Origin of the sequence: Collinsella aerofaciens (assembly GCF_039836695.1) — a bacterium.
In the GTDB taxonomy this organism is placed as follows: Bacteria; Actinomycetota; Coriobacteriia; order Coriobacteriales; family Coriobacteriaceae; genus Collinsella; species Collinsella aerofaciens_BD.
The window spans coordinates 39746-64607 of the sequence record NZ_JBDPAC010000014.1; the positions used below are offsets into that span (position 1 = coordinate 39746).

General features: G+C 63.1%; 15 protein-coding genes. 3 read left to right on the forward strand and 12 right to left on the reverse strand.

The window, feature by feature from the left end; genetic code table 11:
• Positions 1-91 precede the first annotated feature (91 nt).
• The 10 genes from ruvB to ABG996_RS07515 form a co-directional block, all read right to left on the reverse strand.
• Positions 92-1159, reverse strand: a complete 1068-nt coding sequence (gene ruvB / locus ABG996_RS07470) for a Holliday junction branch migration DNA helicase RuvB (protein WP_117769533.1) — start codon at positions 1157-1159, stop codon at positions 92-94.
• Entirely contained in the window at positions 1159-1779 is a 621-nt protein-coding gene (gene ruvA, locus ABG996_RS07475; protein ID WP_055310211.1) for a Holliday junction branch migration protein RuvA, read from the reverse strand. Before ruvA ends, ruvB begins: the two co-directional genes overlap by 1 nt.
• Entirely contained in the window at positions 1779-2300 is a 522-nt protein-coding gene (gene ruvC, locus ABG996_RS07480; RefSeq protein WP_035137351.1) for a crossover junction endodeoxyribonuclease RuvC, read from the reverse strand. The genes ruvA and ruvC overlap by 1 nt, the downstream gene beginning before the upstream one ends.
• A gap of 137 nt (positions 2301-2437) precedes the next feature.
• Complete coding sequence (locus tag ABG996_RS07485) at positions 2438-4423, reverse strand: NAD(+) synthetase (protein WP_347478892.1); 1986 nt, start codon at positions 4421-4423, stop codon at positions 2438-2440.
• 117 nt (positions 4424-4540) lie between these two features.
• Positions 4541-4903, reverse strand: a complete 363-nt coding sequence (locus ABG996_RS07490) for a desulfoferrodoxin family protein (protein WP_347478893.1) — start codon at positions 4901-4903, stop codon at positions 4541-4543.
• 165 nt (positions 4904-5068) lie between these two features.
• The gene (locus ABG996_RS07495; RefSeq protein ID WP_347478894.1) at positions 5069-8533 is read right to left on the reverse strand and encodes a DEAD/DEAH box helicase; all 3465 of its coding nucleotides are present in this window, start codon (positions 8531-8533) and stop codon (positions 5069-5071) included.
• A 161-nt stretch (positions 8534-8694) separates the two neighbouring features.
• Positions 8695-12498, reverse strand: a complete 3804-nt coding sequence (dnaE, locus tag ABG996_RS07500) for a DNA polymerase III subunit alpha (RefSeq protein ID WP_347478896.1) — start codon at positions 12496-12498, stop codon at positions 8695-8697.
• 176 nt (positions 12499-12674) lie between these two features.
• A complete protein-coding gene (locus tag ABG996_RS07505; protein ID WP_347478898.1) occupies positions 12675-16346 on the reverse strand; it encodes a UvrD-helicase domain-containing protein in 3672 nt (1223 codons plus the stop codon).
• Positions 16347-16349: 3 nt separating this feature from the next.
• Positions 16350-19448: a PD-(D/E)XK nuclease family protein gene (locus ABG996_RS07510; protein WP_347478899.1), complete on the reverse strand. Its 3099-nt coding sequence runs from the start codon at positions 19446-19448 to the stop codon at positions 16350-16352.
• 223 nt (positions 19449-19671) lie between these two features.
• On the reverse strand, positions 19672-19971 hold the full coding sequence (locus ABG996_RS07515) for a YerC/YecD family TrpR-related protein (protein WP_022094855.1): 300 nt from the start codon (positions 19969-19971) through the stop codon (positions 19672-19674).
• 324 nt (positions 19972-20295) lie between these two features.
• Between ABG996_RS07515 and ABG996_RS07520 the strand changes: the two genes are divergently transcribed.
• A complete protein-coding gene (locus ABG996_RS07520) occupies positions 20296-20661 on the forward strand; it encodes a phage holin family protein (protein WP_035137358.1) in 366 nt (121 codons plus the stop codon).
• A 141-nt stretch (positions 20662-20802) separates the two neighbouring features.
• Here the strand turns inward: ABG996_RS07520 and ABG996_RS07525 are convergent, their stop codons facing one another.
• Positions 20803-21231 (reverse strand): RrF2 family transcriptional regulator, encoded by a 429-nt coding sequence (locus ABG996_RS07525; protein ID WP_347478902.1) that lies wholly within the window; start codon positions 21229-21231, stop codon positions 20803-20805.
• A gap of 253 nt (positions 21232-21484) precedes the next feature.
• On the opposite strand from ABG996_RS07525, the gene cysK reads away from it, so the two are divergent.
• Positions 21485-22423, forward strand: coding sequence for a cysteine synthase A (cysK, locus tag ABG996_RS07530; RefSeq protein WP_152068307.1), 939 nt, complete (start codon positions 21485-21487; stop codon positions 22421-22423).
• 58 nt (positions 22424-22481) lie between these two features.
• Complete coding sequence (mnmA, locus tag ABG996_RS07535) at positions 22482-23705, forward strand: tRNA 2-thiouridine(34) synthase MnmA (RefSeq protein ID WP_347478926.1); 1224 nt, start codon at positions 22482-22484, stop codon at positions 23703-23705.
• A 136-nt stretch (positions 23706-23841) separates the two neighbouring features.
• On the opposite strand, the gene ABG996_RS07540 is transcribed toward mnmA, so the two are convergent.
• On the reverse strand, positions 23842-24862 hold a 1021-nt coding region (locus ABG996_RS07540), incomplete at its 5' end, for a M42 family metallopeptidase (RefSeq protein WP_347500977.1).

Below are 24862 nucleotides of genomic sequence, written 5' to 3' on the forward strand. Positions count from 1 at the left end.
CGCGCAATAGTAAAACGCCCATAACCGATGAACGGCGATATGTTTACCCGATGCCCAGCGATAGTCCAACAGCCCGCCAAAACAAAGCGCCCTAAACGGTAGGTTCAATCCCCAGGTGCTCAAAGGTGCGAAGGGTTGCCTGACGGCCCTGCGGCGTACGAATCATCAACCCGCACTGCAGCAAATAGGGCTCATAGACATCCTCGAGCGTGCCCGGGTCCTCGCCCACCGCACTGGCAAGGGTCGTAAGTCCCACGGCACGACCGGAGAACGTTTTAGCGAGCGTCTCCAAAATGCGAATATCCATCCAGTCCAGACCGAGCTCGTCGATCTCGAAAAACTCGAGCGCCTGGCGGCAGATATCGAGCTCGATAGGGCCGCTGCCACGCACCTGTGCGTAATCGCGCACGCGCTTGAGAAGGCGGTTGGCAAGACGTGGCGTGCCGCGCGAACGCGAGCCGATCTCGAGTGCACTGGGATGGTCGATCGTCACGCCCAGGATAGTCGCCGAGCGCGTCACAATCTGCGCGAGCTCCTCGACCGTGTAGTAATCCAGGCGATACGAAATGCCAAAGCGGTCGCGCAACGGGCCGGTCAACATGCCTGAGCGGGTCGTTGCCGCTACCAGCGTAAACTTGGGAATATCCAGGCGAATCGAGCGCGCCGCCGGACCCTTGCCAATCACGATATCGAGGGCAAAGTCCTCCATCGCGGGGTACAGGACCTCCTCGACCGAACGGTTGAGGCGGTGGATCTCGTCGATAAACAGCACATCACCCGGCTGCAGGTTGGTAAGGATGGCCGCCAGGTCACCCGTGCGCGCGATGGCAGGGCCACTCGTGGTCTTGATCTGAGCGCCCAGCTCGTTGGCGATAACGGTGGCCAGCGTGGTCTTGCCCAGGCCCGGAGGACCCGAGAAGATCACGTGGTCGAGCGTCTCGCCACGGCTCTGCGCCGCTTCGATCAACACGCGCAGGCTCTGCTTGATGTGCTCCTGACCACAGTAATCGTCCAGGCGCTGGGGGCGCAAAGTGCGGTCGACATCGAGGTCCTCGGCCGTCAGCTCCGAGCCCACCATGCGCTCGCCGTGCGCCATGGATGCCGCCGGCGAGTTGCCGGGCGTCGCCCACAGGTCCTGAGAGTCATCGGCTTCCCACATCACGCATCCATTCCGAGTCGCTTAAGCGCCGCGCCGAGCAGATCCTCGACACGCATATTCTGCCCATCATACCCGCTCAGGGCAACATCGGTCTCCTGCGGGCTAAAGCCCATGGAAAGGAGCGCCGCACGGGCATCATCGATCGCCGAGGGAGCGGCAGCGGGCACGGGCATCGCAACCTGTCCGGGAATCACGTCGACCGGCACAAAGCCCTTATCCTTGGCAAAGGTGCTCTTGAGTTCCAGGATCAGGCGCTGAGCTGTCTTTTTGCCCACACCGGGTACCTTGGCCATGCCCTTGTCGTCCTCGGCCATCACCAGCGAATACAGCTGCCCCACGGTATAGGTGGAAAGCACGGCAAGCGCCAGGCGCGGGCCAACGCCCGAAACGGACACGAGCCGGTCGAACATCGTGCGCTCATCCTTTGAGGAAAAACCGAAAAGTGTCATGGCGTCCTCGCGCACCTGCATACGCGTGTAGAGGCGGACCTCGCCACCGGGCGTCGGCAACGTGGCCGCAGTGCTGCCCGAAATGCCGAGCTCAAAGCCAACGCCCGACACATCGACGACAGCAGAGCTCATCGTGGCCTCGACAAGCGTTCCGTGGAGCTGGGAAATCATCAGTATCCGGTTCCTCTCTGTTGATAGAACTCGCCACCGGTGAGGGCGCGGGTGCGGCTGAGGTTTACGTGGCAGATGGCGCAAGCCAGGGCATCGGCGGCATGGTCGGGATGCGGGTCGTGGTCGAGCTGCGTTAGCGTGCGTACCATGTAGGCGACCTGCCGCTTGTCCGCGGCGCCGGTGCCCACCACAGCCTGCTTGATCTGCATGGGCGTGTATTCGCCAATCTCGAGCGCGCATTCCGACAGCGCCACGAGTGCAGCCCCGCGGGCATGCGCCGTAGGAATTGCCGAGCGAACGTTAGCACCAAAGTAAATGCTCTCGATAGCAGCGGTATCGGGTCGATAACGCTCCACGACACCCTTGAGGTCGCGGGCGATATGCGACAGGCGCACCGCGAGCGGACTTCCGGCACTGGTCTCGATGCAGCCGTAGGCACGGCAGCGAACCTCGCCGCGCCGCTCCTCGATAATCCCCCAACCCGTATGGGCCAAACCGGGGTCGATACCCAAAATGACCAAGCCGACCTCCCCTCGCCACAAGCACAGCGCAAGACAAGGCCCCGCGCATCATTCACGAACGTCTGTTCTAGAATAACACAACGGGGCCGAAATGCTTAGTTGAAGTATCGGGGCTGGGAGCGAATCCTATCCCATAGTTAGTTCTGCGAGAAAAAGGGGAACTGCCTCGGATCCACCGGCGGATGCGGCATCGGACCACCCTGGGGCCCACCCTGCGGACCGCCCTGACCGCCCATCATCTTATCGATGGCGTCCTGAACCTCGCCCTCGAACTTTTTCATACCCTCATGCAAACGACGCTGGCCATCCTCAGAGCGCAGCTCCTCCATCTGCTCGGGCGAAATACCCAGTAGCTCGCCCAGCACGCCCATCATCTCGTTTCGCACGCGCTCGCTCGTATCCTCGTCAGCAAAACGGCGCACCTCGGCGCGCGCCAGCGAATCGACCGTCATACGCTCCTTGCCGTTAAGCCCCAGGTCGGACCACGCGAGCATATACGGCCAGGCACGCTCGGCAAACGAACGGGCCGAGACGATCGGCGCCATCGGCAACATGCGGCGGGCAGCCTCACCCTGTCGAACGAGCATCAGCAGCAGCGAGCAAGCCTCAGGCTTGCCAGCGGCCATCGGGATGTCGTCGAAAGATCGATTGCGGTCCACGTGCGCCTCGAGCGCGCCATCGACCTCACCCGGCTCAAGCCCGCCGAGCAGCTGTGCCGCGCGGTCGAGCATATCGACCGGACCGTCGAGCGTCGAGAGCGCTTGCGCCAGCACGCGCTCCATACAATCTTCCACCGCGTTGAGCGTCACGAGCTCTTGGGGCACCACGGCAGACGTGCGGTTGCGCACACGCGCCACAAACTCAAGCGTCGACAGGTACACATCGCCAAAGGGCGCGTAATCGCCCTGGTAGCCGCCGCAAAGCGCCGGCGCCGCCAGCGCGTACTCGGTTTTGGACAGCGGGCTCAGCGCCATCGCACCCAGCTCGAGCGCCGTGTCCTCCAGCATGAGGCCCAACGTGCGCGAGCGCAGACGCTCGGCATCGCCCGCCGACACGTCGCGATCGAGCACACGCGCCGCATCCGGTGCATCGCGCTCGACGGTGCGAATGTGCAGACGCTCGGCGATGGCGCGGACGGCGGCACAGCGGGCAGCCTCGGCCTCTTCCTGCGCCGGCGTAAAGATACGGTTGCGCCCCAGCACCAGGCCAATCACATTGCGCGGGCCCAGAGCGTCGACGGCCAGCGCCGCCAGCAGGGACGACGGCAAGTCACCCTCGAGTGTCACCACAGCACGCGACGCACCGTGGGCTCGGGCGTTGTCGCGCACGGCGAGCACCAGCGCCTGCCACAGCCACTCCTCGGAACGGAACTCGGGCAGTTCGTGATCCTCCAGGGCATCGAGCATCACGCCGCGCTGAATCTCCTGAACCAGCAGGCTCTCCTCAAAGCACGGCGCCTGGGCCACCACGCGACCGCAGTCGTCGAGCACAAACGAACCGCCGGTATACACCGACTCGTCATAGGCACCGACCGGCGCCATGCAGGCAAACCACACGCTGCGCTTGGATGCGATCTTGCGGTAGGCGCCGCTGCGAACGGCAGCAATGGCGGCAGTCTCGCGGTCGGTCATGTCAAACGCGTTGAATTGGAAATACGCAATGAGGTCAACACCGGTCGGCAACATCTCGAGTTCGCGGTCCAAGTCAAAAATCACGGCAATGCGCACGCCGTCCACGTCGAACACCGGCGGCGCCCAACGTGTGTCGTTGTTCTCGCCACGCTGCAGGGCAATGCTCGAACGCGCCGGCACCACATGACCGTCCTTGAGCATCATGTAGTCGAGCAGCGGCTGGCCCTCAAACGAAACCGCCGCGGGCACGATGCAGATCATGTCAAGCTCCTGGATACGCTCGGCGACACCAGTCAAACCGGCAAGCACGTCGTGCTCAAAGTCGGCAGCGCCCACCAGGCCACCGGGCATGGCGCCCATAAAGAGCGGAGCCGGAACGCACAGCACGCGCGCCCCGCGCTCGTGGGCCAGACGAGCCTGGTCCTCGATGCGGCCGCAAATGCCCTCAATATCACCCAGGCGCATATCGATCTGTGCAAGCGCGAGCTTCATGGCCCAGCCCTTTCCGTCGTAAACCATCGAAATCGTAGTAAAAGCGCCGGCCGCATAATGCAGCCGGCGCTTGCATGTGCATATGCTAGTTATGATACCCCGAGCGGGGGCACGCTCCTAGAATGTCGCGGACCACAGCCCGTGCAGGTTGCAGTAGACATAGACGGTACCGGTCTTGGAGCCGCCCGCGAAAAACGTCGCGGGTTTCATGCCGGGCTCAAGGTAATGAACCTCTAAGCGGCCCTCGGCCTCAAGCGCAATCCACTCAATGTAGTGTTCGGGCAGGCTGGGGTGCTCGACCGAGCCAACGCGTGCACGAATCACGTGACCGTCGCGCTCGGTCTCGACAACAGGCACGTGCTTCTCGTGCGCCGCGTCCTCAGTGTTTGCGGTCAGTTCCGTGCAACCGGCAGGGGTCGCAACGTCGTCGCCAAGGGCAGCGATGAGCTTACCGTCGGGGTCCTTAAAGAATTTCGCCATGATGTTCTCCTTTGCTGATGTGCCAATGTTCTTGATGGTTCTTATGCCCAAAGGCAGACAAACCATCCACGGCATTGCAAATGAACACATAACGGACCAGGCAAGCGGTCGGGCCAAAATGCGTCGACCGTTCTGCCCACTCCAGCAGTCCCACCCCGCGCGCGGCTAGCGCCCGTCGCCGCCGAGCAGCGCCAGAACATCCTCGCGCGTGAACAGTGCCGACGAGATGCCGTCGCCGCCGAGCACGCTGTTGACCAGGTCGCGCTTGGACTCCTGCATCTGCATAATGCGCTCCTCGATCGTGTCCTTGGCGATGAGCTTGTACACGGTCACGGTATGTTGCTGGCCAATACGATGCGCGCGGTCAGTCGCTTGGTCCTGCGCCGCCACGTTCCACCACGGGTCGTAGTGGATTACCACGTCGGCCGCCGTCAGGTTAAGGCCCACGCCGCCCGCCTTGAGCGAGATCAAAAAGACCGGCACCTCGCCCGCCTGGAACTGTGCGACCATCTTGGCGCGGCTCTCTTTAGACGATGCGCCCGTGAGCTTAAGGAAGGCGATATCCTCCTTGGCCAGGCGCTTACCGATAATATCGAGCATACCCGTAAACTGGCTGAACAACAGGATGCGATGTCCGCCGTCGAGTGCGCCGTGCACGAGCTCCATGCACGTATCGAGCTTGGCGCTCCCCGCCTTGTAATCCTCGTAGTGCAGACGCGGGTCGCAGCAGATCTGGCGCAGCTTGGTGAGCTCGGCAAGTACCTTGAGCTTGTCCTTCTTAAACTCCCCGGCCTCGCGGTGCTGCACCTGCTGGGCGATGCGGTCCTGGTTGGCCAGGTAGAGCTTGCGCTGCTCGCCGGTGAGCTGCGCCATGACCGTGTCCTCGATCTTTTCGGGCAGATCGGCCACCACGTCCTCCTTGACACGGCGCAGTACAAACGGCGACACGAGTGCCTGCAGACGAGCGGCGCTGTCGCCCTCGGCGTGCTCGACCGGGCTTTCGAAGCGCTTGGCAAACGACTCGCGCGTGCCAAGCAGGCCCGGCATCAAAAAGTCGAAGATGCTCCAGAGCTCGGACAAGCGGTTTTCGATGGGCGTGCCCGTCAAGGCAAAGCGCACGCCGGCAGGCAGGCGCTTGGCGGCACGCGCTACCTGCGTGAGCGGGTTTTTAATGTACTGGGCCTCGTCGAGCACCACGCGGGCAAAATCCTGCTCGACGTACTCGTCGATATCGCGCCGCATAAGGTCATACGACGTCACGACCACGTTATGCTCGGCAACGCCGGCAATCTGCACGCGACGCTGCGCCTTGGCGCCCACGATGGCGCACACATCGAGCGACGGGGCAAAGCGCTCCAGCTCGGCGGTCCAGTTGTACACAAGCGACGCAGGGCACACCACAAGCGTGGGCTTGGCGTCCCCCGCTTCCACGCGCGCCAGGATATGTGCGATCATCTGCGGCGTTTTGCCCAGGCCCATGTCGTCGGCCAAGATGCCGCCAAGGCCCAGGTGTTCGAGCGAGCCGAGCCACTGGTATCCGTCGACCTGATAGCCGCGCAGTGTGGCCTTGAGCGAGACCGGCACCGTAAAGTCCATCTTGCCGAGCGTATCCAAGCGCTCGACGGTGCGGCGGAACGCGGCGTCACGATCGGCCTCGAGCGCGGGCGTGCGCGCGAGCATGCTATCGACGAATAGGGTACTCGACGCGGGAAGCGACACGCCGTCGAGCAGGTCGACGGCATCGACACCCAGGTCCTCGGCGAGGCCAAACGCGGCTCGGGCGCCCTCGTCCAGGCGAATGATGTCGCCGGACGTGAGACGCGCAAACGTCTGGTGACGCTTGTACGAATCGAGATAGACGGCAAGGTCCGCGGCCGAAAGCCCGCTCGCACCCAGCTCGACATCGAGCAGATTGCTCTTGACGGTCGCACGCACCGAAAGCTTGGGCGCAGGGCGGACCGAGATCTGGCGCAGACGGTCGCTGAGCATGACCTCACCCAGCTCGGACAGGGCGGACAGGCCCTCGGTCAGCAAGCGGAACAGGCGGGCGTCGTCGCGCTCCTCAAACGCCAGGCCGCCCTCGTAAAAGTCGAAATACAGGGCCGCCGTGTCCATAACGCGAAACTCTGCTATCTCGTCGCGCGGCGGCACGCCCGGGCGCTGTTCTTCGAAGGGGCTTCCCGGAGCACCCAGGCTAAAGAGATCTGCCGACCAATCACCGTAGGCAACCGTAATCTTGCAGGTCACGAGCCCGTCGTCGACACCGATTGCCATGGCAAAGCTCGGCTCGGGCGCCACGGTGTCGAGCACGGCGGGAGCGGTGAGGTCAGTGTATTCGCGCAGCACGGGCAGTGCCATGCGGCAGAATTCGCCCACCTGTTCGGCGGCGATATGGACCGGCGTGCGACAAGGCAGCAGACGCGACAGAAACGGTGCGGCATGCTGAGCAAACGCTGCATCGGCGCGGCGCGCGCGGTGCGTGTCGACCAGATAGGCCGCGTCGCCTGCGACAAAGCAGTACGTATCGGCCGGCAGGCGCAGGTCGTAGCTGCCACCGGCCGCCGGCGCGATCTTGGCGGCAAGGAGTGGCGGTTGTTTTGCCGAGGCCTCGTCCTCCCCCACCGGCAACAACTCAACCGCCACCTCGTAGGAACGATGCGTCGTCGTTCCCCGCGACCAGGCGGGCTCAAAGGAAATGGTCCGGCCACGCAGCAGGTCCAGCATGTATACGATGTCATGCTCGGACAGCGGCAGCTGGCGCTCGGCGACAAAGCCGCTGCGTGCAAAATCGTACGACGCCGAACGCGAACTTGTGATGTCGCTCAGATACACAACCGTTGCCACAACAAGGTCGAGTAGACGCACCGAAACCTCGTCGAAGGCCTCAGGTGTATGGAGGAATGTGAGCTTTTTGCCGTACGAGAACGTGCCGCCGCGCACGTAGGCGGCGGCCATGCCGTCGATGTCCTTGACCACGTAGGACACCGAGCCGCAGCGGATGCGAAGCTCGAGCGCCCAGCTAAAGCGGTCGGCAAACAGCGGATTGTAGTACGGTACCAGCGAGGGCTCCAACACCGCCTTGGGGGCATCGGGGTCGACAGTGCCGGCGAGCTTGCGGCGCATGCCCGCCAACTCATCCATGCGCGCGTCCGAAAGATCGGAGAGCGCCTTCATGAGGCTCGGGCTCGTGGGGACGGGCGCCGGGAAGGGAAAGTTAGGGTTGACCGCCGGTGCGGCAGACGCAGGACGCGCGGCTTGCTTAGGCGCCGCCGTAAACGTGCGGACCGGCGTGCGCAGGCCCTCGACGGGCTCAATGCCGCTTGCGTCCAGATACGCAAGCGCCGTGGCGATGGCGTGCTTGCACATGCCGGGGTAGCGATAGGCAGCGGGGCAATCGCAGTCGTAGTCGATCACCTCGTGCTCGTCCATGTCGAGCGCCACGTGCGTCTTGTACAGGTCGCCGCGCGAGCCGCGCACTGCACCCTCAACCGTCACGTTTTTGGAGAAGCGCGAGCCGCTGTCCTCGATCGACAGCACGGCGCCGTTGAGCATGAGCGAACGCCCCTTCATAAAGGTGCCGCTCAGCGCCGCCTCTTTCCGGAGCGCCTGCACAAACGTCCCCTGCGCCATCACTTCCTCCAATCCACACAGGGTAGCTAATTTGGGACGGGGCTATTTTAGCTACCCCTCATATGTCGGTTGAGATGTATTCCGACCCTGGCTTATTCGCCGTCAGTCAAAGGGTAGCTAAAATAGCCCCGTCCCAAATTAGCTACCCCGGCAAAATCATTTTAGATAACCGTCACTCTGCCCTGGTTACCCACGATGGCCTTGGCCTCGGCCAGCAGCGGAATCGAACGCGCGTTGACCTTGGCAGGCACCTCGGCGCGCAGCACGCGCCCGTCCACCTGCTCGATAAAGATCTCCACGCGGTCGCCGCCCGGGTTAGTGGTGAGCACCGTGGCCAGGCGCGCCATGTTGCCCTGGCTAAAGCGGCTGTTGGGCACCATGACCTCAAACACCTTGGGCTTGTTGTTCTCCTCGTTGAGCTCCAGCGGCACGATCTCCTGCGCGATGATCTGGTCGCCGCGGTCCGAGCGCTCGAGTTTGCCCTTAATACGAACAAACGCATCGGACAGCTGTGCGCCGGTCTCGGGATCGACCTCGCCGTACAGATACCCCTCGGCCTCCTTGTAGGTCTTGGGGAACACCACGACGGTGGCCTCGCCTTCCATGTCCTCGAGCTGCACGATGCCCATGGGGTCGCCGTTTTTGGTCACGCGCTTGGACACGCTCGAGACCATGCCGGCCCACCACAGTGCCTTGCCCTCGGGGATCTCCTGGTTGATGGTGCCGCCCGTGGGGTTTTGCACTTCGTAGCCGGTATCGATCTGCGAGAACGAGAAGTCGCGCGCTTTGCTGAGCGCATACTCAAACGGGCGCAGCGGGTGGTCCGAGACATAGATGCCCAGAACCTCCTTCTCCTGGCTCAGCTTGAGGTGGCGGTCCCATTCCTGGCCGTCCGGATCGGGCACGCTGACCTCGAAGCCCGAGCCCTCAACATCACCAAACATGTCGAAGAACGAGGTCTGGCCGCTCGCGCGGTCCTTCTGGCGCTTTACCGCGGCATCGATGATGTTCTCGGGGTTGTTCTTGTCCACAAAGTGCATCATCTGGCGGCGCGGATAGCCCGTGGAGTCGAAGGCGCCTGCCTTGATCAGCGACTCGATCACGCGGCGGTTGGCCTGGCTCGAATCCACGCGCTCGACAAAGTCGTGCAGCGTCTTAAACGGGCCGCCTGCCTCGCGCTCGGCGATAATCGCCTGCGCCACGCCGGTACCCACGCCGCGGATGCCGGCCAGACCAAAGCGCACGCCTTCCTTGGTAGCCGTGAACTCGGTGCCGGACTCGTTGACATCTGGCGAAAGCACGGGAATGCCGTCGTGACGGCATGCCGAGACGTAGTGCACGATCTTGTCGGTCTTGCCTGTGTAGGACGTCAGAACGGCCGCCATGTACTCGTGCGGATAGTGCGCCTTGAGCCACGCCGTCTGCATAACCAGGATGGCGTAGCCGGCGGAGTGCGACTTGTTAAAGGCGTAAGACGCGAACTCGAGAACATCGTCCCAAATCTTCTGGGCGACCTCGCGCGTGTAGTTGTTCTTGATAGCGCCGTTCATCCAGTGGTCGTAGGTGGTCTCGTCCGAGCCATCCTCCCAGTGCAGCACCGTCGACGTGAGCAGCTTAATCTTTTTCTTAGCCACGGGCTTACGGATACGCGAGTCCGATTCGCCCTTGGAGAAGCCGCACATCTCGACAGAGATGAGCATAACCTGCTCCTGGTAGACCATGGTGCCGTAGGTTTCGCCCAGGATGTCGTCCAGACGGTCGTCGTAGGAGACGGCCGGCTCCTTGCCGTTCATACGGTTGATGTAGGACGAGACCATGCCGGCGCCCAGCGGGCCCGGGCGGTACAGGGCGATCAATGCTACGACGTGCTTGTACTCGGTGGGCTTCATGTTCTTGATCGTGGCCGTCATGCCGGCGGACTCGACCTGGAAGACGCCGGCGGTGTGGCCGGAGCCCATGAGCTTAAAGATCTCGGGATCGTCAAAGGGAATCTCTTCCTCTTTGATGTCGATGCCGAAGTTCTTTTTGATGTTGGCCTTGGCCTTGGAGATAACCGTCAGCGTGCGCAGGCCCAGGAAGTCCATCTTGAGCAGGCCCATGTCGGCAACGGTATGGCCCTCGTACTGGGTAATCTCGACGCCGCCCTTGGTGTCGAGCTTGGTGGGCACGTGCTCGTTGACGGGGTCGCGGCAGATTAGAACGGCACACGCGTGCACGCCCTCGCCGCGGGTGAGGCCCTCGATCGAGAGCGCCGTGTCGATGATACGGCGGGCGTCGTCGTCCTTTTTATATGCCTCGGCAAAGTCGGGGTTAAACAGATCCTCTTTGCCAGGTTGTTTGTCGAGCACCTGCTTGAGCTTGACCTTGGGGTCGCTCGAGACCATCTTGGACAGGCGCTGGCCCATGTAGACCGGATAGTCCAGGACGCGCGCAGCGTCGTTGATGGCCTGCTTGGCCTTGATGGTCGAGTAGGTGATGACGTGGGTGACCTTCTCGGGGCCGTAGAGCTGGCGAACGTGCTCCACGACCTCGAGGCGCCGCTCATCGTCGAAGTCCATATCGATATCGGGCATCTCGGTACGCTGCGGGGACAGGAACCTCTCGAACATCAGGCCGTTCTCGAGCGGGTCGAACGCGGTGATGTTCATGGCGTAGGCGACGATAGCGCCGGCGGCAGAACCACGGCCGGGGCCGACGCCGATGCCGTTGTCCTTGGCCCATTGCACGTACTCGGCAACGATCAAGAAGTAGGCGGCAAAGCCCTTGTCGCAGATGACCTTGTATTCGTACTCAAAGCGCTCTTTGATGTTGACTCCGCCGATCTCGCGCGTGGCCCAGTCGTCACCGTAGTGCTGGCGCAGGCCCTTCTCGCACTCGCGGCGGAACTGGCTCTCGTGCGTCTCGCCGGGATCGAGCAACGGGAAGCGCGGCAGGATGATGGAGTCCCAGTCGAGCTCCACGTAGCACTTGTCGGCAATCTCGAGCGTGTTGTCGCAGGCCTCGGGGCAATACGGGAACATCGCCCGCATCTCCTCCTCGGTCTTCATGTAAAACTCCGAGCCGGTCATGCGCATGCGGTTGGGGTCATCGACCTTGGCGTTCATGCCGATGCACATGATGACGTCCTGCACGGGCGCGTCCTCGCGGCGCAGGTAGTGGAAGTCGTTGGTCGCGATGACCTTGACGCCCACCTGTTTGGCGATGTCGATGAGCGTGCGGTCCATCTGCTCGTCGGTCAGACCGTTGTCGGTGGTGATGCCGTGTTCCTGGATCTCGATGTAGAAGTCGCCGGGGTCGAAGGTGTCGCGGAAGGTCTCGGCCCACTTGATGGCGCCTTCCATGTCACCGCGGTCGATGTATTTGGGGATGATGCCGGCGATACAGGCGCTGGTGCAGATCATGCCCTTGGCGTGGCGGCGCAGGTTGTCGAGCGTCACACGGGGCTTGTAGTAAAAGCCCTGTACGGCGGCCTCGGAGACCGTCTGCATCAGGTTGACGTAGCCCTCCTGGTCCTTGGCCAGAAGGATCATGTGGTAGAGCTCGGGCTTGTGGTCGCGGGCGAGCGTCTCGTCCGGCGTAAAGTAGACCTCGCAGCCAAAGATGGGTTTGATGACCAGGGGCGGCTTGAGCTCGTCGATGTTGCCCTTCTCGTCCCACATGGCCATGTCCTTCACATACTGGGCATGCTCGCGCGGGTTTTCCTCGGGATCGGGCTCCACCAGCTCGTCGCGGCGGTCCTTTTCCAAGAAGGCCTTGTCGTGGCTCCAGGTTTTGTACTCGGGCGTGTTGTGGTTGACGGCGTCGCAGGCCAGCGCCAGGTCGGGCACGCCGTACATGTAGCCGTGGTCGGTGATGGCCACGGCGGGCATGCCCAGCTCAACGGCACGGTTGACCATATCCTGGATACGGGTTGCGCCGTCGAGCATGGAGAAAACAGTGTGATTGTGCAGATGGACGAATGCCATGTGATGAGCTCCGATGCGGGTTCGTGTTCTGACTGAACGATTTTACCCCACGGCACGGACAGCACCCGAACCTAGCCAAACCCACACGGCTCCTCTTGCAGTTGCGGTGAAATACGGACTGTTTGGCGGCTTTTTTGGCCAAAACAGTCCGTATTCCACCGCAAGTTATCTGAGGGCTAGAAGTTGTAGGTGACCACTTGAGGTTCGGCGGGTTCGACGAAGAGGGTCGGATCCGGCTGCTCCACGCGGACGAACTTGACGGTCACAGCCTCAAAGCCCGCCTTGTGCAACACGTCGGCGTAAACGCGCGCCTGCAGGGCGTGCTTCTCGAGCAGCTGGTCCGGCGTCTCGTCCGGCGTGCCGCCCGTCTTGTAATCAATGACCAGGGCGCGCGACGGATCGGCCGGGTCGGTGGCCAGTGCATCGATGGCGCCCTCGGCATAGGCACCGTAGCGAGCGATGTCCTCGTCCTCGCAGCCCAGCGAAAAGAACGGCACCTCGGCGCGAACGCACGGCCACGCGAGCAGATCGGCACGAACAGCCGACTTGAGCCAGCGGTTCAGGGCAACGTCGAAGCGTTCGCGCTGCTCCGGCGTCAGGCGCCACAGGCGCGCCAGAGCATCGGCACGCTCAGCGGGCAGCGCATCGGAACCCATCTCGATCAGCCACTGGCAGGCGGCATGGAACGCCGAGCCCAGCGCCATGGGGTTGCCGGCGGGCTCGACAGCGGCCACGTCCGCATCCGTCATCTCGGAACCATCCGACTCCGCATCATCGCCAGCCTCGTCCATGGGCACACGCGCCTCGGCGGCACGGTCTTCTGTCTCGGCATGGAGCGCCGCGGCGATTGACGAGTAGCTATACGAGTCACGCACCGGAAACGGACAGATGCCCATGCGCACGCCCACTGCCTGGGGATACACAAGCTCAAACGAATCGGGCTTGGGGTCGGCAGGACCGGGGACGATTGTACTGGCCGAATCGTCGGCAGCATCTGTATCGGCATCGCCACGAACAAGCCTGCCCTCGACATCCAGCGAAGCGTTGGCCTCAAACGCCTGCTCGCCAAAGGTAAAGTCCGAAAGCGAAATGAGCTCGTAGTCGCCCGGTTGGGAGTTGTCGAACACCAGGCGGTCGGCATCGAGCTGCGGCATGTCCAGAGCGTCCGTCGGCAGAATGCGACGCAGGACATCGTAGGTCAGATCCGTCTCGACATCGAAGGTCGGCGCCGTCACCTTGCCACGGCTCACGCCGGCATCCATCGCCAAGATCACCAGCTCGCGCGCACGCGTCATGGCGACATAGAGCAGACGAGCCCGCTCCTCGAGCGAAAGCTGCAGGTCGTCGTTGCGCAGGCGAGCAAATGCCTCGGCGGGAGAACCCGTCGCACAGACGTCCTCCATGAGCTCCGGCGGCAGCCACAGCGACGTGCCCTTGCCCTTAAACGCGTGCTCAAACTGCTTTTTGACGTCGTCGCCCTTCACAAAGGTACCGTCGGCAAGCTTAACGCCGTCGAAGCGTGCCGGCAGTGCCACGACCTGCGCTCCGCCCTCGACGCGACCCATCTGTGCCGCACCCGAGGACTTACGCACGCCAAAGCACTCGGCGACCGCCACGACCGGATATTCCAGACCCTTGGAGGCATGCACCGTCATGATGCGCACCGCGCCGTCGCCTTCCTCGTTGAGGGCACCCGGGGCTTCCTTGCCCGCCAAGAAGCGGTCGAAGGCCAGCGCGATGGAACGCGGCGAGTTGCCGAACTCGGCCTCCGCCTCGGCCACGGCGTCGAGCGCCTTGAGCACGTTGGCGGCAATGGCCTTGCCCTCGGGACCACGCTGCGCCAGACGCACAAACCAGCCGGAGGCGTTGACCACGTCGCGCGCGATGGCGGCGAACGAATCGCGGCCCACGCGACGAAGCGCATACCGCAGCACCTCGCGGGCGCGCGTCACAAGCGGCAAGTCTTGCAAACCCGGCACATCGGAATCGCTCATGATGCCCGCATCGATGTTGCGGCGCGACGTCTCGCCCGTCTGATCGTCGAGTTTGGTCGCCAGCGCCAGGAACTCCTGGGCGCCGAGTGCAAACATCGGCGAGGCGAGCAGCGGCATAAGGCCCTGCGCCGTATCGGCCGGATTGGCGAGCGCACAAACCAGGGCGCGCACCGTCTGCACCTCGGCTGCTTGGGCAAAGACCGAGCCGCCCGTGATGACGCAGTCGAGCCCCTGGTCGCGGAAGGCCTGGGCGTAGACGTCGGCGTTGGTCATGCGGCCCAGCAGCAGCACCATGCCGCCCTGGGGCTGGCCGGCATCGGCAAGCGCGCGGAAGCGCTCGGCGATCGCACGGGCCTTGGCCTGTGTGCGCTCCTGCGTACTGCCGCCGGCAACAAAGAGGGCCTGGCGACGCGAGGCGTCTGCCACCAGCGTGTCCTTGCGGCCGTCGCTCGCCTCAAGATCCAAAAAGCCCTGCATCAGGCCGCCGTCATCGCCATCGAAGACGCGCGCCACGTAACGCAGCACCTCGTCATGGCTGCGGAAGTTGCGCACGAGCTTGACGAGCTCACCGGCCGGTGCCCCGGACGAGGCCGACACCTCGGACGAAGCGAGGACGGCGCCCGGGGTGCTGGCAGCTGCCGCCGCGCCCGAAGCGCCTACCTTGCGCTCCTGGCGACGGAACACCTCGACCTCGGCGCCGCGGAAGCGATAGATCGACTGCTGTGCATCGCCCACGGTGCACAGCGCGCGCTCCCCCGCGCCCGTCAGGTAGCGGATCAGATCGACCTGCATCTGATCGGTATCCTGGAACTCGTCGATCATGACCATCTTAAAGCGGCCCTCGTACGCAGCACGAATGGCAGGGTAATCGCGCAACGCCTCGTACGCCATGCGAAGCAGGTCGTTATTATCGAGCGCGGACTGGTCGGCCTTGAGCGCACGGTACTCCGCCTCCACAGCACGGGCAAGCCCCACCAGCGCATCGAGCGCCGGGGCACCACAGGCAAGCACGATATTGATAAACGCATCGGCGGCCTCGGCCTTGAGCAGCTCGACCTGCTCCTTAGGGAATGCCTTGCTCGCGCGCGGCATGGTGCATGACATCATGAGTCGCGCCGCATCGACCATGGTCTTGCCGCTCGCCTCGAACGCGTCGATGGCATCGAGCGCCGCCTGCGCCTTCTCGGTCGAGGCCTTGCTTGCGCCCAGCGCCGCGCGATAGGCATCGGCAAGTGCCGAGGTATCGGCCTGGCCGCGCGCCACGCGCACGTCGTCCATACCGCCCGGCAACTGGCTCGACAGCTCCAGCAGGTCGCGCACCAGACCCTTGATGGTCGTACCGCCGCCAAAGGAACCGCCCTCGCCCGCCATGGGATACCAGGCATAGAGGGCCTTGAGCGATGCCGCGAGCTCGGGGGCGGCATCGGGTGCCGTCGCGCGACCCAGCACATGCTCAACTGCCTGATCCATGAGCTCATCGGTATCGGTGAGCACCGTGAACTCAGGGTCGATGCCCAGCTCCAACGCGTGCGCGCGCAGGATACGCGAGCACATGCCGTGAATAGTCGAGATCCATGCGTCGTCGACGGCCAGCGCCTCCTCGTCCATGCCCTCGTCGATAAGCGCACGGCGCACGCGGTCGCGAATCTCGGCCGCGGCATCCTTGGTAAAGGTGATGGCGAGCACCTGGTCCAGATGCTCGACGAACGGACCGGATTCGGGCGAGAGCGCGTAGACGATGCGGCGCGTGAGGGTAAAGGTCTTGCCCGAACCGGCGCCCGCCGAGACAAACAGCGGACGGTCGAGCGTCTTGACGATCTGCAGCTGTTGCGGCATCAAGGTCGAAAGATCCATGGTCTACACGTCCCTCCTTACAAACGTTCCTTGGTGGTTATACGAGCAGCGCGCATGCGCGGCCTGAGCCGACGTCGGGTCGACGGCGGCAACGTTGCCTGCCTCGAGCTCGCGCAGGCGCTCGGCGATGCCGGCCTCAACGCGATCGAGCAGGGCGTCGAAGTCCATGCCGCCACCCTCGCCGGGGAAACCTTTCTTAAGGCCCGGGATGCGACCGTCGCCGCGCTCTTCCTCGAGCAGCTCGGCGCTCGCGGCACCGCGCAACGCCGGCTTGCCGCCCTTGGTCGAAAAGTAGAGCGCCGCGCGGGTGTCCAAATCCAGCGCCCGGCGCATGGCCTGGGCGTAGATGAGCGTTTGGGTATGAGGTGGCAACCAGCGCGGATCGTCGATGGGCGCCGTGCCCGATTCCTCGTCGCGCACCGTAGGGTCGGCGAGCTTAAACTCCTCAACGCCCGTGCGATGCTTGTAGTCGATCACCACGGCACGATTCTCGGCGTCCACGTCCACGCGGTCGATGCGCCCGCCAAGCGGCCAACCGGCATACTCGACCTTGAGCTCGTTGAAGGCGAACTCCAGGTAGCGCGGGGCAAAGGGGGCAAGTGCCTCGGACTCGTAGGCAAGCACACCCTCCAGCTGCGGCAAGATCTCGGCCACCTGGCGCTCCTCCACCGCAGAGAGCGGCACCAGCGGGCCCTCCGTGCCGCGCTTGCCAGCGTGCTCGGCCAAGGTCTCGTCAAAGACCTTACGCAGCAGCTCCTGCGCCCGGGGCAGATTCATGGGCGTCACGCGCTCTATGCCCTCTTGGGGCAGACGGGCATGCAAGTGCTCCAGCACATCGTGGACAAAGTTGCCCTTCTCCATGTTGCCAAAGCCCGCGTCAATCGACTGGGGCTTGACGCGATACGACACGAACCAGCACAGCGGGCAGGTGGAATAGGCCTCGATCTGCGAGGCGGACGTCAGGCGCGGCACAAGCGGCGCCCCCTCGCCCCCGCCATCGCGACGGCGCAGGACCAAATACGGAATGGCTTCATCGCTCAGATGCTGAGGAGCTTCGCAGGTCACGCGCTCGCGCCTAAGACCTTCGCCTGCAGCGGGATCAAAGTCGGCGATGATATCGCCCTCGCCCACGCGCGTGGGCTTGGCAGCGCCAGCGGCCTCGGCATGTGCCCGCAGCTCGGTCCATACGGCTGCCGGGTAGCACTCGCGTGCCTGGCGATCGTGCGTCACGCGGGCGAGCGCGACCGGACCGCTCGCCGCCTGCATTGCACGGCCAAAGCGCACGCGCAGCAGGGCGGCGGGCTCCAAAGACACGCCGTCGCGGCGCAGCTCGGCCGTCAACGTGGCAAGCGGGCCCTCTTCGTGCGAAAGCGGGTAGCTGTCCAGGTCGACATCGACAAACAGCACGGCATCGTAGCCGCCAGGGCGCAGAACCGACGCATCGGCAAGCGACACAAAGCGCACTTGTGCCCGTGGTGTGCGATCGACCTCGTAGGTCTCGTAATCGTAAGCGGTACTGCGCTTGTCTACCTTGGTTCGAACGCCGTCGAGGACCGGTACGGTCGCGGCCTGTGACACGTCGAGCGCGCGAGCATCGTTCATAAGGATGTCGATGGCATGGCGCAGCAGAGCCGTCTCCGCCAGGCGACGGGCCTGGCCGTCAAGGCCGCCTAGAGCGCGATCGGGCAGCGCCTCGGCAACGGCGAGCATGGCCTTGAGCGCCGTCACGGGTTTGTCGCGCCACAGCGCCTGAAACACGTCCGAGACCACGCATGGCACGTTCTTAAACCAGTTATCTTCGCTGGCGGCCTTGCGGGCGCCCCTCACCTGGCCCTGCACGCTCTGCAGCAGGCTCTTGACGCCCGCAATGGTCTTGCTGCGCGACAGGCGCATGTTCTTGTCGACGCCGCGGGCGCTCGCGGCGTCGGCACCCGAAAGCGGGCTATAAATCCAGTCGGTAAGCTCCGGAGCGGGCCACCACTCGGTCTTGGAAGCGGTGCCCTCGTCGGCGGCTTTCATACGCTCGATCAGGTTGGCGAGCGCCGTAAACTGCCTGCCCGCGATGGACTGGGAAAACGCCGTGAACTCAGTCGTCTCGGCCGCAATGTGACGCGCCGCCAGACGGGCAGCGAGTTCGCCGAACAGCTGGGGCGCCCGGGCGGAAACTACGAGCACGCGCGCGGGGTCCGCAGACGCCGTGACACCGCCGTCGACCGCGGCGTCCTCACACGTTTTTACCAGCCCATCGATTGCATCCACATAGGCGTGGGCGCGGGCGTGAGGGCCGGCAACCTCTATAAAGGTAGGCTGAGCGGCGGACTCGGAGGCAGTCTGGGGCACAGTGGCACCCTCCCCCAGCGGCGCGACCTCAAACAGCACACCGCGGGCATCAAAGGCGGCAGCCAGGTCCTCGCGCATCGCCGCCTGCTCGCAAGTCAGCAGCACGACAACGTCTCCCCCATTGTTCGCCACGGCCGACAACAGCCCGAGCAGGCTATGCGTAAACGACGTGACACCACGCACGTAGACGGCGCAGGCGCACCCCGGCAGGTTGTTCGCCAGGGCTTCCGCCATCATATCGGCGGCTTCGCAGGGCTCGACCATATCTCGACGGTCCAAGCCGCTCGCATAGGCGCTCAACAGCTCGAACACACGGGCCTCGGCGTCGCTTTTGGGTTCGGGCTGAGCGGCGGCATCGCGGCAGCGCTCGTCGCCCGTCCCCGCCACGCCCGGCAACACGTCGCGGGCCATACGCGCAAGCATGCGTACCGTGCCTTGGCTGCGCGAGAGCGGCTGCAGAGCAGCGTCGTCGCGGCGGTCGATCATGTCCGAGAACAGCATCTGGCGCTGAAGGTTATCCACAAAGCTGCGGCCATCGCCCATAAGCTCCCACAGCGAGCGGAGCCACGATGTGGGCGTCTTGTAATCGATACCCAGTGAAACCCCGGCTTCTGCCGCATCATGACGGCACAAGTCGAGCTCGGCAAACGAGGGCGCCAACAGAACAGCGCGCCCGTGGCGGGCAACCAGGTCGGCCAGCAGCGCCGCCTCGGCATCGCTCAAATCCGTGCCGGCATTGGTGGTATAGATTCGAACAGGCATGGTCCTCCACTCAAACTGTTCGCAATATTCAACGCATCTATCCTACCCGCCCGCACGGACAACATGGCACCACACCAACATGTTTTGGCGCATCGGGGTCAGGTTACTTTGCACCAGACCCCCTCGATGATCCGTTTTCCTCCGTCCCCAGGGAATCAATTTTCGACACACAAAAACCGCCCCCGAAGGGGCGGCTCCAGCTGATTCGTTTGTTGCCGTTGGCCTACTCGCCATCCTCCAGCTTGATGAGGATCTTGCGATAGCCACCGTACTCGCCGTTGAGCGCCTTGGAAACACGGCTCACCGTGGTGGACGAAGCGCCGGTACGGGCCTGAACCTCAACATAAGGCTCGCCCTCGTCCAAATAGCGCGCAACCTGCAAACGCTGAGAAAGGTCGCAAATCTCGCGCGGCGTGCAGATATCGGTCAAAAACGCTTGGATATCCTTCTCGTCGTCCAAAAGGCTAAATGCGTGGACCAGCTGCTTGACATCAGGCTTGTCAAACATGTTCTCGATATTCATCGATCACCGCCAAACCCGCCAAAAGGCATCGAAGTTGATACTGACATCGGGCATCGTTCGCCCGTTCTATGCAATAGGGCAACGCCTGTGGCTTTTGCCCGTAGCAGTGTAGCACACCACCAAACTAAAGCGACAAGACTCTCTGCCAGCGGCGCGTTTTTCAGGACGAACGCCGTTTAGAAACCATATGCGCACGTAAGCTCCACGAATATTTGAGACAATGGGCGCCCAAACACCGCGGCGCGCCCGCGCAACCATCCAGGTCGCCGCCGTAAGCCGCTTCACGCGACGCCAGCAATCCCGGCGCAAGAAAGGATTCACGCCATGCGCTTTATGCTTAACTGGCTCTTCACCTCGATCGCCATCGCGATCGCCACGTTCCTCGTCCCCGGTATCCAACCCTTCGGCTTTGCCGAGACCTGGGTCTGCTTTGCCTTTGTGGGACTGTTCCTGAACATTGTCGATTCGTTCGTCAAACCGTTCCTCACGGTCATCTCGCTGCCGCTCACGATCATTACGCTGGGCATTTTCCAGCTTGTCGTCAACAGCTTTATGCTTGAGCTCGCGAGTTACCTGTCGGTCAACCTACTGGGCGTCGGCATCTCCATCGCCAGCTTTGGATCCGCCTTTATGGGCAGCATCCTGGTGTCCATCACGCGCAGCATCCTCGACAGCATCGCCGAGGACTAAAACGGCCATTCCGGCCGTGTCCGTCTCAACAGCCCAAAACGAAGGCCGCCCATCGCAAAAATGGGCGGCCTTCTTATTTGCCAAGTCTCAAAGGGCGAGAAAATCTACCATTTCCACCCCGTCCCCAAATGCAGGTGTGGGTTAGATGACGTAGTCGTAGCCATGGTTGGGAGCGACAAGTTGATCGAGCGTCACACCGTCGAGGTAGTCGTTGATGAGCTTGTCCAGGTTCTTCCACACGTCGAGCGTGGGGCACTCATCCGAACGCGAGCAGCCCTTGCAGTCGCCATCCAGACAGGCGACCGGCGCCAGACTGCCCTCGGTCAGGCGCAAGATCTCGCCCACCGTGTACTGCTCGGGCGGGCGCGTGAGCACATAGCCGCCGCCCTTGCCACGCATACCCGAAAGCATGTTGGCGCGCACGAGCGTAGCCAAGATGTTCTCGAGATATTTCTCGGAAATCCCCTGTCGCGCCGCGATCTCTTTGAGCGGGATGCAACCGGCCGCCTGGTGCTCGGCCAGATCGACCATAACGCGCAGGGCATATCTGCCCTTAGTAGAAACCAACATGTATAGTGCTGCCTTTCGGTCATTTAGTCCGTAGAAATTCTAGCCGAAAAATTGGTTTTGAAAATACCCATTCCCGTCAAGATGGTTAATCGACTCGTAATAATCTTCTATTTCCTATTGCGTTACTAGGCTTTACTGTCTACTATGCTTGCCAACAGCAAAACGAACAACCCATAAGGTTTGTGGGTTTAGCTGTTATACACACCGTAAAACCACACGGTATCCAGTCATTTGAACACTTTGGAGGTTCACCATGAGCAATGTTTACACGTCCATCGATCAGCTTATCGGCCACACCCCGCTTCTGGAGCTCACTCACTTTGAGGCCGATGAGGACCTCAAGGCCCGCGTGCTCGTCAAGCTGGAATACTTCAACCCCGCCGGGTCCGTTAAAGACCGCGTCGCCAAGAACATGATCGACGAGGCCGAAAAGGCCGGCAAGCTCGTGCGCGGCGGCGACTACACCATCATCGAGCCCACGAGCGGCAACACCGGCGTCGGCATCGCCTCGGTGGCGGCGGCTCGCGGCTACAAGGTGATCATCACCATGCCCGAGACCATGTCCGTCGAGCGCCGCAAACTTATGCAGGCATATGGCGCACAGCTCGTGCTCACCGACGGTTCCAAGGGCATGAAGGGCGCCATCGCCAAGGCCGAGGAGCTGCAGAAGGAGACGCCCAACAGCATTATCGCCGGCCAGTTTGTGAACCCCGCCAACCCCGCCATCCACAAGGCCACGACCGGCCCCGAGATCTGGGATGACACCGACGGCAAGGTCGACATCTTCGTCGCCGGCGTTGGAACCGGCGGCACCGTGACCGGCGTGGGCGAGTTCCTCAAGGAGCAGAACCCCGAGATTAAGGTCGTCGCCGTCGAGCCCGCCACCTCCCCGGTGCTCTCCAAGGGCCAGGCCGGCCCGCACAAGATCCAGGGCATCGGCGCCGGCTTTGTGCCCGACGTCCTCGACACCCAGGTCTATGACGAGATCATCCCCGTCGAGAACGACGACGCCTTTGCCACCGGCCGTGCCGTGGGCCACAAGGAGGGCGTGCTCGTGGGCATTTCGTCCGGTGCCGCCGTGTGGGCCGCACTGCAGCTGGCCAAGCGCCCCGAGAACGAGGGGAAGACCATCGTGGCCCTGCTTGCCGACACCGGCGAGCGTTACCTGTCCACGGCACTGTTCCAGGACTAGAGCTTCTCGTTCTTAGAACGAGTCCAAGGCACGCCGGCCTTCCCTCTCTTCTGGCAGCCTGGGCTCATCCCAACAGGGCGTCCCACATGACACCCGAACTTGCTACAATGTCTGCGGCGCGGAACCAGCCTCCCGCGCCGCTTTTCTTTTTTGGCCACATGCCACCAAGGAGAACCTCCCCATGCACAACAAGCGCGTGCTCGTCGCCATGAGCGGCGGCGTCGATTCCAGCGTGACTGCCTATCTGCTCAAGCGCCAGGGCTACGAATGCGTCGGTGCCACCATGCGCCTCACCTGTCCCGCGCCCGATCCCGTCACGGGCATGAGTAAGGTCGACCGCGACATCGCTGATGCAAAGGCCGTCGCCGAGCGCCTGGGGATACCCCACCATGTGCTCGACCTGCAGCAGACCTTCGACCGCAACGTAATCGAGCGCTTTGTTAACGCCTACCAGGAGGGGCTGACGCCCAATCCGTGCATCATCTGCAACCGCCATATTAAGTTTGGCGCGCTGCTCGATGCGGCACTCGATATGGGCTGCGACTACATCGCCACAGGTCACTACGCCAAAACGAGCCAGGCGTCCGACGGCACCTGGCAGCTGCATCGCGGCGAGGACCCCAAGAAGGACCAGAGCTACTTTTTGTATTCGCTCACGCAGGAGCGGCTGTCGCGCACAATCTTTCCGCTGGCCGGGCTGGACAAAGAGCGCGACGTGCGCCGCATTGCCGCCGAACAGGGCTTTGCCAACGCCAAAAAGGCCGAGAGCGAGGATATCTGCTTTATTCCAGACGGCGACTACGCGGGCTATATCGAGCGCCGCTGCGGACATGCCGCCGAGCCGGGCGATATTGTATGGCGCGACGGCAGCGTGGTCGGGCGCCACAACGGCGCACTGCGCTATACCATCGGCCAGCGCAAGGGTTTGGGCGTAGCGATGGCGCATCCCGTATACGTGACAGGCGTCGACGCCGTCAACAACACCGTGCATCTGGGCGAGGCCGAGGACCTAACGGCCACAGCACTCACGGCCGACGACTGGATCTGGAGCGCCCCTGCCGACCGCATGGAGGCAGAACTCGATGCCGGCGGCATTCGCGTGGGCGCCAAGTACCGTTACCGTCAGAAAGACCAAGCAGCGACCCTTACGCGCGGCGAAGACGGGCAAATGCTGCTGACTTTTGACGAGCCGCAGCGAGCCATCGCCCCCGGCCAAGCCGTTGTAGTCTATCGCGGCGACATCGTCCTCGGCGGCGGTACCGTGACCGGCGCCATCAAGTAGTCCCATCCCCTTCATAAGTTGCGGTGAAATAGGGACTGTTTAAGCGTTTAAAACCGCCAAACAGTCCCTATTTCACCGCAACTTAGAGAGGACGGCCTCGGTCGGTACTGCCGTATCAGCCGAGGCCGCTGCATCGCTAGCGCTGTACGTAGGCGCGGACGAGCTCGAAGGTGTTGCGCACGCCGTCCATGTGGCTACGCTCGTAGTTGTGGCTCGCATACACGCCGGGGCCGATCAGACCATGGCGAATGTCGTAGCCGGCAGAGAGCGTGGCTTCGACGTCCGAACCGTAATGCGGATACACGTCGATAGCGTAATCGAGCTCAAGCTCGCGCGCGATATTGGACAGCGCCGTCACCAGGTCGTAGTTGTACGGACCGCCCGAATCCTTGGCGCAGATCGACACCATGTGCTCGGTGCAGCCTAGGTCGTCGCCCACGCAGCCCATGTCAACGCTGATCATCTCGCGCGTGTCGGCCGGCACGAAGGCGCCGCCGTGGCCCACCTCCTCGTACACGGTAAAGAGCAGCGAAACCTTACGCGAAAGCGTCACCTCGCCAGCGGCGACGGCACGCGCCAAGCCCAACAAAATGGCGGCCGATAGCTTATCATCCAGGAAGCGGCTCTTAATGTAGCCGCTCTCCGTCACCGTCGTGCGAGGATCCATAGCGATGATGTCGCCGGTCTGAATGCCCAGCTCAAGCACATCGTCCTTGCTGTCGACGTTCTCGTCGAGCAAGATCTCCATGTTCTTCTCGATGGTCTTGACCGGCTCGTCGGCCACGTGCGCCGAAGGCTCGGTGTTAAGAACCACGCCCGTGTAGACATTGCCGTCGCGCGTGTAGACGGTGCAGTTCTCGCCATCGGCCGTAGACCACTGATGCCCACCGAGCGTCGTGGGGCGCAGGCGGCCATTGTCCTTAATGGAACGCACCATGGCGCCTAGGGTATCGACATGGCTCGCCAGTACGAGCGGCTCGCCCTCGCCGCCAAGCTCAACGAGCACGTTACCCTTATTAGAACGCTCGGGCCCAAAGCCCATATCGCGCAGGGCCTCCATCAGATAATCAGTAGCCGCACGGGTATAGCCCGTAGGCGAGGCGATAGAAGTCAGCGTCTTAAGCTGTCCCGCGATATAGGAGAGCGTCCCCTCTAGA